Source organism: Rhodococcus sp. DMF-1, assembly GCF_021441945.1.
In the GTDB taxonomy this organism is placed as follows: domain Bacteria; phylum Actinomycetota; class Actinomycetes; order Mycobacteriales; family Mycobacteriaceae; genus Rhodococcus; species Rhodococcus ruber.
Genome location: NZ_CP090442.1, coordinates 1,487,895 through 1,501,241 on the forward strand (window position 1 = coordinate 1,487,895; position 13,347 = coordinate 1,501,241).

The following is a 13,347-nucleotide window of genomic DNA, read 5'->3' on the forward strand; positions in this document are numbered from 1 at the left end:
ACGACTCCTCAGAAGGGCGTGGGGATCCAGTGCAGTTGCTGCCTGGGCGTCCGGTATCCGTGCGGACCCCGACGCTCCGGCAGGGTGATGTCGCGGTGTTCGAGCGGTTCGTAGGGAATCTGGCTCAGCAGGTGGCTGACGACATTGAGCCGGCCGCGCTTCTTGTCGTCGTTGTCGGCGACATACCAGGGTGCCCAGCCGGTGTCGGTGTAGCGGAACATCTCGTCGCGTGCCCGCGAATAGTCGTACCACCGGCTGTACGACTGTAGATCGAGGTCCGAGAGTTTCCAGATCCTGCGCGGATCGTCGATCCGGCGTTGCAGCCGCACCGTCTGCTGTTCCTGACTCACCTCGAGCCAGTACTTGAGCAGAACGATGCCCGAGTCGACGATCGCCCGTTCGACCGCGGGCGTCATCTCGAGGAAGTGCCGCGCTTCCTCGTCGGTACAGAACCCCATCACCCGTTCGACTCCCGCGCGGTTGTACCAACTGCGGTCGAAGATCACCACCTCACCACCGGCCGGCAGATGCGGAAGGTACCGCTGCACGTACATCTGGCTCTTCTCGCGCTCGGTCGGCGCGGGCAGGGCGACCACGCGGAACACACGCGGGCTGACGCGTTCGGTGATCGCCTTGATGACGCCGCCCTTTCCGGCGGTGTCGCGGCCCTCGAACAGAATGCAGACTTTCGCGCCGGAGGATCTGACCCATTCCTGCATGGCGACGAGTTCACCCTGGAGCGGTTTGAGACGTCGTAGATACTCCTTGTTCTTCATCGGCTTCTTCGCCGGCGTTCCCGGTTCCGCAGCGGGCGAACGGAGCTCCCCGGCTTCGTCAACGCGCTTCCGGCCGTGGCCGCCCTTCGGTGCCTTCTTCCGGGCCGATTTGGAACCCATGACCGAATCTCCCGATGTGTGGACTGGAGGCGAGGGGCCTCATCGAACGGCCGGCACTTCCGGAGCGATCGCCGGAAGGTGCATGGAAGCGATTTTCCATCAGTGCCGAGAGATCCGCCGGATTTCGACCATTTCGCCGGCTCGATCGGGGCGACGCAACGGCGGCGGTGGACGCTCGAAATTGCCACCTTGGGTTCTTCGAATGCCCCAGAATGTCACTGGCCACGTTGTGCACGAGTCAGTGCATCTCTTTGTCGAGCGGAAGGGCTCGCCATGCCGGACAGTCTCGACTCTCCGCGCCCGTCCTCGACCCTGCGGCGGATGCTCGTGCCGCTCGCTCTGGCACAGTTCATCTGCAGCTTCGCCGGGTCGAACATGAACGTGATGATCAACGACATCAGTGCGGATCTCGGGACGACCGTGCAGGGTGTGCAGACCGCGATCACCGTGTTCCTGCTGGTGATGGCCGCGTTCATGATCCCCGGAGGCAAGCTGACCGACCGGTGGGGGCGTAAGCGGTGCTTTGTGCTCGGTCTCGTTCTGTACGGCATCGGAGCATTGATCAGCGCGGTCTCGCCCAACCTCGGGGTACTGATCATCGGCAACTCGATCCTCGAAGGGGTGGGCACCGCGCTGCTGATTCCGCCGGTGTACATCCTCACCACGATGCTCTTCAGTGATCTGACCTCTCGAGCGCGGGCATTCGGTGTCATCACCGGGATGGGCGGCATCGGAGCGGCAGCAGGTCCGCTGATCGGTGGTGTCATCACCACCGGCATCGACTGGCGCGCGGCCTTCGTGTTCCAGGCGCTGATCATCGGTGCGATCCTCGTGCTCAGCCGGGGGATCGTGGACCCGGTGCCTCCCGACCCGGCGCGACCGTTCGACGCCGTCGGCGCCCTCCTTTCCGCTGCCGGCCTGGTCTGCCTCGTGATGGGGATCCTGCAGGCAGACACAGATGTCGTTCTGATGGCAATCCTGGTCGTGGTAGGAGCGCTGTTCATCGTGTGGTTCCTGCTGTACGTGCGGGCTCGTGAACGGGCCGGCAAGGAGCCACTGCTGTCGCTGTCACTGTTCCGCAACCGCACCTCGAACCTCGCGCTGGTGACGCAGAACATCCAGTGGCTGCTGCTGATGGGGATCGCGTTCGTCGTTTCCGCGTTCCTGCAGGTCGTCCGGGGCTACAACGCAATCGAGACCGGCGTGATCTTCACCGCGGCCACCGCCGGCATCCTCGGTGCCTCGCTCGTGGCGGAGCGGCTGACAGCGAAGTACCCGCAGCGCACGCTGATCACAGCCGGGTTCGTCACCACTCTCGCGGGTGTCGGTGTCCTTCTCCTGCTGGTGCGGGCTTGGACGAGTGCATGGGCGTTCACGCCCGGGCTGCTGCTCATCGGCATCGGCCTCGGGACGATGCTGACGCCGTCGGTCAACGTGGTGCAGTCCGCATTCGCGGAGGAGCGTCAAGGCGAGATCTCGGGGTTGTCGCGGTGCGTGTCCAATCTCGGATCGTCGCTGGGTACGGCTGTGGCGGGTACCGTCCTGGTCGCCGGGTTGACATCGCCCGACCGCGCGTACGCGCTGGCCATGACAGTGCTGGCCGTCCTCGGTCTGATCGGGTTGGTGGCGGCACTGCGTCTCCCCGGGACACCTGATCGAACTCCGGCACCACGTTGACGGTTTCGGGGGCTTTGCGTATATGGGCGGCGTACGATATGTACGGTCGTCCCGCAAAAGGGGCTACATGGATGCGAGATGAGCATGCCGGGTGCTGGTGCCGACGCTGTCACGGTCGATCGGCTTACCACCGATTTCGGTGGCGATGTACCACCCGCGGTCCTCGAGGCCGCGGTGATGGTGGTGGACGTCGGTAATCGAGCGGGGTTCCGGAGTCGGATCTGCCGGAACCCGGGGGACGGTTCCTCCGTCGGGGTTCGCTGAACCGTCGGGGTCCGCTCAACTCGGTCGAGTCGCGGACGAGGGCGGTACCGTAGCGCGCCGGGATCGCCGTAGCAGGATCCGAGAATTTCATTCCGGCCGGATTCGAGTTGATCACCTTGCCGGTCCGATCGAGGAGGCTGACCTGATGGATTCCTTCTGGGATTACGTGTGGTACACGGTCGTCGTATTCGCCTTCGTGGCGTATCTGATCGTGCTGTTCCAGATTCTCGTCGACCTGTTCCGCGATCACACCGTATCCGGCTTCGCCAAGGCGGTGTGGGTGGTCGTGCTGGTGCTCTTCCCGTACATCAGCGCACTGGTCTACCTGATCGTTCGAGGCCGGGGGATGGCGCTGCGGGCGCAGCAGGCACAGGCGGAAGCCAAGCAGGCCACCGACGAGTACATCCGGAACGTCGCGGCCGGCAAGTCCCCGGCCGAGCAGATCGCCGACGCCAAGGCGCTACTCGACTCGGGTGCGATCACGGCCGCCGAGTTCGAGCACCTCAAAGCTCAGGCGCTGGGACGGGGTACCGCTGGTCGTGACGGCGTCCCCGTCGGCTGAGTCGCGAGCGGGACCGGAAGTCCGGTGCGATCGTCCTTTCATCATGTCGGTGAGGGCAGGTGGCCGGCAGTCGAATTCGTGATCGGGTCCGTTGCAGCAGAAGTAGATTCCAACTCTCGGGGACGGATCCGGCGGAGTCGGCCGGTGCACGCGGAAGGAGTGCGACATGGTCTACAGTGCCCTCGACCCGAGGAGCGATGTCCGTCCCGCGTCGGCGCGGTCGGCTCCGCAGCCGGCCACCAGCGACCTGAGGCGGGTCCGCACCCGGGACGTGCCCCCACCGGGCGGGGACGAAGCCGTGCAGCGCGAGCTGATCGTCACTCGCCTCGCCGTGCGCTTTCCGTCGATGTCGCGCGGCGACATCGAGGTCGTGGTGCGGACCGTCGAGAAGCGGTTCGCCGATGCGAAGGTCCGGGACTTCCTGTCCCTGTTGATCGAGAAGGCAGCCCGCCGCGAGATCGATGAGGGCACAGCGTCGTCTCGGATCGAACTCGCGTAGGCGGACGGCGATGACAGCGCACGGACCCAGGGTGGAGGACGAACCGGCGGCGAGCACGCCCGGGAAGCAGAACAGCGGAGTCCGTGCTGCCGGCACCGAGCCCCAGGACGCGCCGAGTGCGGACGACACGGATCGCGAGACCGGGCGCCGCCGGAGGTTGCTGTTCGTCACCCTTCCGGGGTGCTGGGGCGCACTGCTCTTCGCGTGCCTGTCGTTCACGCCGTCGCTGCTGCCTCGAGGAGGCCTGCTCCAGGGCGTGATCTGCGGCATCACCGCCGCGATCGGCTACGGGCTGGGAGTATTCGCGGCGTACGTGTGGCGCGCCTTCGCCGATCGCGGTCCCCGGCGCCCGCGGCGCGGCTCCTGGTACGTCTTCCTCGCCGCGGCGACGGTGCTGTTCGTCGGCTCCTTCGCCGCCGGACAATACTGGCAGCACCAGATCCGCACGTTGATGGGAGTCACCGAGTACAATGTCGCGCTCGTCGTCCTCTCGCCGTTCGTGGCAGTGCTCGTCTTCGGTCTCCTGCTCGCGATCGGACGTGGCGTGCGGGGCGCGTACCGGTGGCTGACCACTCTGCTCGACAGATGGATCGGGCATCGCGCGGCGAGGGTGCTCGGGTGGATCGCGGTCGCCTGGCTGGTCTACGCGGTCGTCTCGGGTGTGCTGCTCGGTGGCCTCGTCAACGTCGCCAACTCCGCATTCTCTCTGCGCGACACCACGACTCCCGAGGGCGTGCAGCAACCCGAGACGAGTCTGCGATCGGGTGGACCGGGTTCGGTGGTGCCGTGGGACTCGTTGGGGTACCAGGGGCGCACCTTCATCGGCTCGGGCCCCACCACCGAGGAGATCGCACAGTTCGTCGGCCGCCCGGCTGTGGAGCCGATTCGGACGTATGCCGGTCTGGCGTCGGCGGACGACTCCGAGGCTCGGGCAGCGGCGGCGGTCCAGGATCTGGAGCGTGCCGGAGGCTTCGAGCGGGCGAATCTGCTCGTGGTCACGACCACGGGGAGCGGGTGGGTGGACCCGGCGCTGGTGGATTCGTTCGAGTACCTCACCGGGGGCGACGCGGCGACCGTGGCGGTCCAGTATTCGTACCTGCCGTCGTGGATCTCCTATCTGGTGGACCAATCGAAGGCTCGGCAGGCCGGTCGCGATCTGTTCGACGCGGTGTACGACGTGTGGTCGAAGCTGCCCCAGGACGCCCGTCCCCGACTGTTCGTCGCCGGAGAGAGTCTCGGCTCGTTCGGCGGCGAGACCGCCTTCAGCGGTGAGTACGATCTGCGTAACCGCACCTCGGGAACCGTGTTCGCCGGTCCCCCCAACTTCAACACGCTGTTCCGGGAGTTCAGCGACCGGCGTGACCCCGGCAGTCCGGAGGTCGAACCGATCTACAAGGACGGGCGCACGGTGCGGTTCACCAACGATCCGCAGGGCGGCATTCCTCCCACAGACCGGCCGTGGGACGGCAGCCGGGTGCTGTACCTGATGCATCCGTCCGATCCCATCGTGTGGTGGAGCCCGAATCTGATTCTCCGCGAACCGGACTGGATCGGGGAGGCGCCCGGCCGGGACGTGCTCGAGGACATGGTCTGGATTCCGTTCGTCACGTTCTGGCAGGTCACCGCAGATCTGCCGTTCTCTACCGGAGTGCCCGGCGGCCACGGCCACAAGTACACCGGCGAATATGTCGACGGTTTGAACACGGTCGTGCAACCGGCGGGGATCACCACCGAGCAACTCGCCACCCTCCGGGAGATCATCGACGCGGGGGAGTAGGGCACCGGTCGGTGCAGATCGCCGTCCTCCTGCGCACGGCGTTCGGGACCCGATCGACGCAGCGCGGCACGAGCGGCCGTGTCCCGTCGGATGCCGGCGAGGCCGTGCCACGAAATCCGTTCGCGCGGCACCGAGTGCGAAGGTATGCGGACTGCCCGAAGTGCGGTGAGCGCCCCGTGGGCGGTGCCATACTTGCGGAATGTCTCGGAGGCGAGCTCTCGCTCGACTGCCCGGAGTCGAGACGGTACGCGGCTACCGTCGGGACTGGCTGCGCTCGGATCTCGTCGCGGGTCTCGTTCTCACTGCCCTGTTGATCCCTGCCGGCATGGGATACGCCGAGGCGGCGGGACTGCCCGCGTACGCGGGGCTCTACGCGACGATCGTTCCGCTGCTCGCCTACGCGATCGTGGGGCCGTCCAAGATCCTCGTCCTCGGCCCCGATTCGTCGCTGGCGCCGTTGATCGCGGCGGCGGTGGTGCCGCTGGCCGTGACCGACGACCCCGAGAGCGCCCTCGCTTTGGCCGGCGTCCTCGCCGTGCTCGTGGGCGCCATCATGATCGCCGGCGGATTCCTGAACCTCGGCTTCGTCACCGAGCTGCTGTCCAAGCCGTTGCGGCTGGGATACCTCAACGCCATCGCGCTCGTCGTCATCGTCGGGCAGTTGCCGAAGCTGCTGGGTCTCTCGGTGGACGCGTCCGGGTTGCTCGGCGAGATCGGCGCGATCGCCCGCGCGGTGGGGGACGGGCAGGTCGATCCGACAACTGCCTGGGTCGGAGTCGCATCGTTGCTGGTCATCGTGGTTCTCAAGGTGCTGCATTCGAGGGTCCCGGGGGTGCTCGTCGCGGTCGTGGGAGCCGTGATCGTGGCCGTGGTGGCGGATCTGAGCGACGACATCGACATGGTCGGCGCCCTGCCCGAGGGGCTGCCGCGTCCCTCGTTCGGCGGGGTCGACTGGGGTGACGTCGCGTCTCTGGTGGGACCGGCCGCGGGCATCGCGCTGATCGCATTCGCCGACTCCGGTGTGCTCTCCCGCACCTTCGCTGCCCGGCGGGGAGAGAACGTCGACGGGAACACGGAGATGAAGGCGATCGGGGTCGCCAACGTCGCCAGTGGCATGTTCGGGGGGTTCCCCATCTCCGCCAGTGGATCGCGCACCCCTGTGGCCGAGCAGAGCGGGGCTCGCACCCAGCTTGCCGGTGTGGTCGGCGCCGTGGCGGTGCTGCTGTTCGTCCTCCTGGCCCCGGGAGTGACCGCGTACCTGCCCCAGGCGACCCTCGGAGCGGTGGTGATCGTCGCGGCGACGGCGCTGGTCGACGTCCGCGGGCTGGTGCAGATGTGGCGTATGAGCCGGACGGAGGCGTTGCTCGCGGCCGCGGCATTCGTCGGCGTCGCGCTGGTGGGAGTCCTGCAGGGCATCCTGGTCGCGATCGGACTGTCGTTCCTCGCGGTGGTGGTGCGGGTGTGGCAGCCGTACCGGGCCGAATTGGTGGCCGTGCCCGATCGGGAGGGCTTCCACGACCTCGCCCGTCATCCCGAGGGCCGGCGCATCCCGGGATTGGTCATCGTCCGATTCGACGCCCCGCTGTTCTTCGCCAACGGCGAGATGTTCGATCGCTACGTCCGCTCGCTGGTGACCGATTCTCCCCGTCCGGTCGAATGGGTCGTGCTCGCCGCCGAACCCATCATCGGATTGGACACCACCGCGGTCGACGAACTCGTCGACCTCGACCGTTACCTGGAAAGTTGCGGCATCAGGCTGGTATTCGCGGAGATGAAGGGCCCGATCAAGGATCGGCTGGTGCGGTTCGGGGTGGGCGACCGCTTCGATCCGTCCCGCTTCCATCCCACGCTCGAGGCTGCCGTGGACGCCTTCGAGTCCCGTGATCGGCTGCACGACCCGATCCGACCGGGAGACGACGACGGCGCGGAATCGTGACACCCGGAGCGGTCCGCTCGACCGAACGGCACGTCGCTGTACGACGGTCCCACGATGTGACCTGCGAGCCACGGCTCGATCCGGTTGAGGAGAAAGATGGGATCCGATGGGAACCGATACGCACGCGCTGCTTCACGGCCCGTTGTTCTCGCGCCGTCGACCGTTGGACCGCGAGAACGCGGCGAGTCGGATCAGCGCCTACGTCTACGGCAATGTCCTCGTCCTTGCGGCGCTGGTGCCGATCGCCACTTCGAGTGAGCACGTCGGGATTCTCGTCGTCCTCGGCACGGCCCTGTCCACCTTCCTTGCCCATGCCTTCGCCGAGGGCGTGGGTCAGAGTGTCCGAGAAGGAATCACGGTGACTCGAGCGGACAAGATCCGCGAGCTGCGCAACTCCGTGCCGATTCTCAGTTCCGCTGTGCTGCCGTGTGCAGTCCTCGGGACCGCGCTGCTGGGATGGCTCGAGCCGAGGACCGCCCAGATCGTGGCCGAAGTCGCGGTGCTGGTCCGCATCGGAGGAATCGTGTGGGTCATCGGCCGGTTGAAGGGCGAACGTCCCACCCGTGCGTCGGTGGTTGCTGCTGCGCTCTTGACCGCGATCGCGACCGTCGTCGTGATCGTGAAGATCGTGCTCACTCACTGACCCTTGTCACGAGGGGGTACCGGACCGCTCGGTTCCGGCGGCAACCTCGGCATTCTCGAGCCGGGGACGGCGCCGGTGTGATGCAATGAGGTGGTGTGCAGATGGATGGCCTACTCGGGCGATCCGATCCTCGTGGAGGACTTGCTGTTCAAGCCCGAGCATTCCCTGATCGACCAGAGCCTGCACTCGCGGCTCGGGGCGACCACCACCAACGGTGACGGATTCGGGATCGGGTGGTACGGCGAGGAGGACGAGCCGGCCGTGTTCAAAGGGGTCGATCCGGCGTGGAACGACCGCAATCTCCGGGAACTCGCCGCCCATGTGCGCACGCCGCTGCTCCTCGCGCACATCCGCGCCTCGACGGGCACACCGGTTCAGCGCAGCAACTGTCATCCGTTCCGTCACGGCCGTTGGCTGTGGATGCACAACGGGGTGCTGAGCGAATTCCGGCGCATCAAACGCGATCTGGTGCTGGCGGTCGATCCGGAACTGTATCCGGACATCGAGGGGTCGACGGATTCGGAGGTACTGTTCTTCCTCGCCCTGACCTTCGGCTTGTCGGACGATCCGATCACCGCGGTCTCCAGGGCCGTCGGGACCGTCGAACATGTCGCTCGCGCCAAGGGCGTCGACGACCCGGTGCAGATGACCGTGGCCACCACCGACGGCGAATCCCTGTGGGTCTTCCGGTACTCGAGCGTGGGCCGCAGCCGCTCGCTGTTCTTTTCCACGGCGGTCGACAAGGTCCGGGCGCTGCATCCGGAGGTGGAGGTGCTGCATCGCCTCGGCCCCGAGACCCGCTTCGTGGTCTCCGAACCACTGCGCGACCTGCCGGGTGCCTGGAACGAGGTGCCCGAGGCGTCCGTCGGAATCGTCCGGCCCGGGGCGGACGAGATCCTCCCGTTCCGGCCGCTCGAACCGGTCTGACATTCACCGGAAGGAATGTCGCGAGTCGTGCTGGGCACCCGGCCCGGCGGACACATCCGGCAATCAGGAGGAGGCGGCGTGTACACGTACAAGGTGGTCGAAGTTCGCGAGAAGATGCTCGGCGGCAAGATGTCGGGTGACAAGCTCGAGCGGCTCCTCAACGAACAGGCCCGACAGGGGTGGCGCTAGAAGGCGATCACGTCGGCGGACATCAAGGGCCGGCTCGGTCCAGGCGGCGTCGAGGGAATGCTCGTGACGTTCGAGCGCGAAGACTGAGACACGCCGGCGGCGCCCGGCGCGTCACCGGAACCGCACGTGTGTGCATCACCGGCGGTACACGACCGACCAGCGGGAGTATGCGATGCGTATCGAAGACTACGGTCTTATCGGAGATCTGCAGAGTGCCGCGCTCGTCGGCCGCGCCGGCAACATCGACTGGTTGTGCCTGCCCCGGTTCGATTCGCCGTCGTGCTTCGCCGCGCTGGTCGGTGACGATCGGCACGGGCACTGGAGTCTGCGCCCGGCAGCCGAGATCACGGGGGTCACGCGGCGGTACCGCCCCGGAACGCTCATCCTGGAGACCGACTTCGAGACCGCGGACGGTGCGGTCCGCGTGATCGACTTCATGCCGCGCCGCGGCGACGGACCCCCGCGGCTCATGCGCATCGTCGAGGGGTTGCGGGGCCGGGTGTCGATGCGGATGCGTCTGTCGCTCCGACCGGACTACGGCACGATCACGCCCTGGGTCGAGCCCGCTGCCGACGGTGTACTCGCCACCGCGGGACCCGACTCGTTCCGGCTGAGTACTCCGGTGCCGCTGGGGATATCGGATGGTGATGCGACGGCGGACTTCACCGTCGCCGAGGGGCGACGCGAGCGCTTCACGCTGTGCTGGCACTACTCCTTCGGTCCCCCGCCGTCGGTCGAGGACGCGGACTCGGCGCTGGCCCGCACGCAGGCGTGGTGGCACGAGTGGAGCAGCCGGCTCGAGTACGCCGGACCTTACCGGGACGAGGTACTCACCTCCCTCATCGTGCTCAAGGCCATGACCTACGAGGTGACCGGCGCGCTGATCGCAGCGCCGACGACGTCCCTGCCCGAGGACATCGGGGGAGTGCGCAACTGGGACTACCGGTTCTGCTGGATCCGTGACTCTGTGCTGGCCCTGGAATCCCTTCTCGCCGGCGGATACACCGAGGAGGCGTTCTCGTTCCGCAGTTTCCTCCAGCGGGTCGGCACGGGAGACCCCGCGAAGATCCAGATCATGTACAGCATCGGCGGTGAGCGGCGCTTGACGGAGTTCGAGCTGCCCGACATGCCGGGATACGAGGGGTCCGCCCCGGTACGGGTCGGCAATGCCGCCTCGGAACAGTTCCAGCTCGACGTCTACGGCGAACTGATCGGCGTCGCCTTCCTCAGCACCGAGGCCGTGGGGCGGGTCGAACCGCACCTGTGGCCGCGCTGGCGCACTCTGATCGAATACGTCGAGTCGATCTGGGGTGAACCCGACGACGGAATCTGGGAGACCCGCGGGCCGCGGCGGCACTTCACCCAGTCGAAGGTGATGGCATGGGTGGTGTTCGACCGGGCGGTCCGCCTGGTCGAACGCTACGACCTGGACGGTCCGGTCGAACGGTGGAGGCGGCTACGGGACGAGATCCACGACGAGGTGTGCGAGCGCGGCTACGATCCGCAGCGCAACACCTTCACCCAGTACTACGGATCGGAGGAACTCGACGCCAGCGTGCTGACGATTCCGCTCGTCGGCTTCCTGCCGGGCACCGACGAGCGGGTGACCGGCACGATCGACGCGGTCACCCGCGAACTCGGGCGCGACGGGTTCGTCTCGAGATACTCGACCTCCCGGACGGACGACGGTCTGCCCGGCGACGAAGGCCAGTTCCTGGCGTGCTCGTTCTGGCTGGTCGCTGCGCTCGCCCGCAACGGCCGTCTCGAGCAGGCTCGGACGTTGTTCGAGCGGCTCGCCGCCTTGAGCAACGATCTCGGGCTGCTGGCGGAGGAGTACGACGTCGGACGTGGTCGCCAGGTCGGCAACTTCCCGCAGGCGTTCAGCCACCTGACCCTGATCGGTGCGGCCTACGCGATCGCCGCGGCAGAGGGCGCAGCCGACGAGAGGTGACCGGGTACGCGGCACGAGATGTCAGGACTGCCGGCCGTGCCTCGGCACGGCCGGTGGAGGTCAGGACGAGTCCCGCGCGGACAGTTCCTCGAGCAGGATCGGCACGCCGAGGTTGAGCGAGTGGATGCCGACGGTCGTGGCGAGTTTTAGGACTTCGAGAATTTCGTGTGCGGTGACGCCCAGATCGAGTGCGGCCCGGATGTGCCGCTGCAGTCCGGGCCCGTACATGTGGGTGCAGGAGGCATCGACCGCAATGCACAGCAACTGGACGACCTGCGGCGGGAGCACACCGCTTTCGTAGGGTTGCAGCGTGGCAGTCAGGTAGTGCTCGGTCCATCCGGGATCGAGTTCGTCGAGTCCGTCCCACAACGGGTTCCAACTTCCTTCGCGCTTGAGGCGGTCGACGATGGACGAAGCTGCGTCGTGGGTTGTCATCGGCCACTGCCCTGACCTGCGACGGCTGGAACCAGTTCGCGTTTGAGGATTTTTCCGGTGGCGGTCATGGGCAGTACGGTGGCGAACTCGATGTGGCGCGGGTACTTGTAGCCGGCCATCTGCTCCTTGCACCAGGCGATCAGCTCGGGTTCGGTGATCTGTGCGCCCGGTTCGCGGATGACGAACGCTTTGACCTCCTCGCCGTGACGATTGTCGGGGACGCCGACGACGGCGGCGAGGGAGACGGCCGGGTGGGTCATGAGGACCTCTTCGATCTCGCGGGGGTAGACGTTGAAACCGCCGCGGACGATGAGGTCCTTGGCGCGGTCGACGATGTAGTAGAACCCGTCCTCGTCACGCCGGGCCAGGTCGCCGGTGCGCAGCCAGCCGTCGCGCATCACCTCGGCGGTCGCCTCGGGTCGTCCGAGGTAGCCCGTCATGATGTTGTGGCCGCGCAGGACGAGTTCTCCGACGCCGTCGTGGACGGGATTCCAGTGTTCGTCGACGAGGGCGGCCTCGATGCCCCACACCGGTACGCCGATCGAACCGGGACGCGGGGCGCGTTCGGGGTCGCTGAACATTGCCAGCGGTGACGTCTCGGACAGGCCGTAGCCTTCGAGGATCTGGACATCGAACCTGTCCTTGAACTGCGTGAGGATCTCCACCGGCAGCGCCGCGCCGCCGGAGATCGCCCGACGCATGGTCCGCGCGGTCTTTTCGACGTCGACGCCGGCCGCCTTCGCGGCGTCGAGCGCACCGAGCAGCGCCCAGTACATTGTCGGCACCCCGGCGAACACGGTGATGTCGTGCTCGTCCATCAGGTGCAGCGCCGCGGGGGCGTCGAAGCGGGGCATGAGCACGCAGGTGGCACCGACCGACAGTGCGGCGTTCATCGTCACGGTCTGGCCGAAGGAGTGGAACAGCGGCAGGGTGAGCAGATAGGTGTCCGGACGCTGCGGGGTGCTGTCGAACAGGCGGTTCGCGGTCAGGGCGTTGAGCACCATGTTGGCGTGGGTCAGTTCGGCGCCCTTGGGCCGGCCGGTGGTGCCGCTGGTGTAGAGGATCACGGCGGTGTCGACGGGTTCGCGCACGGCGGTGGCGAACGTGTCCGGCTGTTCGGCGGTGGCGTGGGCCAGGGTGGCGATACCGTCGAGCGGGGACGGGGCCTGCGGATCGCGGGTGATCAGCAGCATGGTGCGGCAACGGTCGGCCCGGTCGAAACCGGCCCTGCCGTATTCGCCGACGGGAAGTTCCGCGGTCCCTTCGAAGCAGAGGTAGAGGGCGGCACCGGAATCGTCGAGGTGATAGGCGATCTCGCGAGGCTTGAGCTGAACGTTCAGGGGCACGACCACCGCGCCGGCCTTGAGGATGCCGTAGTAGACGGCGGGAAACTGGGGGACGTTCGGGCACGAGAGCGCGACCTTGTCGCCCGGCGCGACGCCCTCGGCGACGAGCAGGTTGGCGATCCGGTTGGCCTGCGCGTCGAGTTGCGCGTAGGTGAGTCGTTCGCTGCCGAGGACCAGCGCGGTCCGGTCGGGGTAGCGGCGCGCGGAGTCCTCCAGTAACACGGAGAGACTGAGCATACGAATCG

General features: G+C 67.1%; 11 protein-coding genes and 1 pseudogene. 9 read left to right on the forward strand and 3 right to left on the reverse strand.

The genetic code is table 11. The features are described 5' to 3' along the window. Nucleotides 1-8: 8 nt before the first annotated feature. The gene (ppk2, locus tag LZP97_RS06955; RefSeq protein ID WP_010595162.1) at nt 9-896 is read right to left on the reverse strand and encodes a polyphosphate kinase 2; all 888 of its coding nucleotides are present in this window, start codon (nt 894-896) and stop codon (nt 9-11) included. Between the two features lie 102 nt (nt 897-998). On the opposite strand from ppk2, the gene LZP97_RS06960 reads away from it, so the two are divergent. The 9 genes and pseudogenes from LZP97_RS06960 (at nt 999) to LZP97_RS07000 (ending at nt 11,321) form a co-directional block, all read left to right on the forward strand. Continuing rightward, nucleotides 999-2,573, forward strand: coding sequence for an MFS transporter (locus tag LZP97_RS06960; RefSeq protein ID WP_234574994.1), 1,575 nt, complete (start codon nt 999-1,001; stop codon nt 2,571-2,573). Nucleotides 2,574-2,982: 409 nt separating this feature from the next. Beyond that, nucleotides 2,983-3,399: an SHOCT domain-containing protein gene (locus LZP97_RS06965; protein WP_003935451.1), complete on the forward strand. Its 417-nt coding sequence runs from the start codon at nt 2,983-2,985 to the stop codon at nt 3,397-3,399. A 166-nt stretch (nt 3,400-3,565) separates the two neighbouring features. Further along, nucleotides 3,566-3,898 (forward strand): three-helix bundle dimerization domain-containing protein, encoded by a 333-nt coding sequence (locus LZP97_RS06970; RefSeq protein ID WP_048773553.1) that lies wholly within the window; start codon nt 3,566-3,568, stop codon nt 3,896-3,898. Between the two features lie 31 nt (nt 3,899-3,929). Then, nucleotides 3,930-5,675 (forward strand): alpha/beta hydrolase, encoded by a 1,746-nt coding sequence (locus LZP97_RS06975; RefSeq protein ID WP_082170406.1) that lies wholly within the window; start codon nt 3,930-3,932, stop codon nt 5,673-5,675. 199 nt (nt 5,676-5,874) lie between these two features. Beyond that, nucleotides 5,875-7,611 (forward strand): SulP family inorganic anion transporter, encoded by a 1,737-nt coding sequence (locus LZP97_RS06980; RefSeq protein ID WP_048773552.1) that lies wholly within the window; start codon nt 5,875-5,877, stop codon nt 7,609-7,611. Nucleotides 7,612-7,717: 106 nt separating this feature from the next. Then, a complete protein-coding gene (locus tag LZP97_RS06985; protein ID WP_003935447.1) occupies nt 7,718-8,254 on the forward strand; it encodes a hypothetical protein in 537 nt (178 codons plus the stop codon). A gap of 105 nt (nt 8,255-8,359) precedes the next feature. After that, nucleotides 8,360-9,181 (forward strand): class II glutamine amidotransferase, encoded by an 822-nt coding sequence (locus LZP97_RS06990; RefSeq protein ID WP_003935446.1) that lies wholly within the window; start codon nt 8,360-8,362, stop codon nt 9,179-9,181. A gap of 78 nt (nt 9,182-9,259) precedes the next feature. Next, nucleotides 9,260-9,457 (forward strand): annotated as a pseudogene (locus LZP97_RS06995) (DUF4177 domain-containing protein). A gap of 85 nt (nt 9,458-9,542) precedes the next feature. Then, a complete protein-coding gene (locus tag LZP97_RS07000; protein ID WP_040271373.1) occupies nt 9,543-11,321 on the forward strand; it encodes a glycoside hydrolase family 15 protein in 1,779 nt (592 codons plus the stop codon). A 60-nt stretch (nt 11,322-11,381) separates the two neighbouring features. Here LZP97_RS07000 and LZP97_RS07005 read toward each other — a convergent pair whose 3' ends face one another. Next, a complete protein-coding gene (locus tag LZP97_RS07005; protein ID WP_040271302.1) occupies nt 11,382-11,756 on the reverse strand; it encodes a carboxymuconolactone decarboxylase family protein in 375 nt (124 codons plus the stop codon). Next, nucleotides 11,753-13,339, reverse strand: a complete 1,587-nt coding sequence (locus tag LZP97_RS07010; RefSeq protein ID WP_048773551.1) for a long-chain-fatty-acid--CoA ligase — start codon at nt 13,337-13,339, stop codon at nt 11,753-11,755. Before LZP97_RS07010 ends, LZP97_RS07005 begins: the two co-directional genes overlap by 4 nt. Nucleotides 13,340-13,347 lie beyond the last annotated feature (8 nt).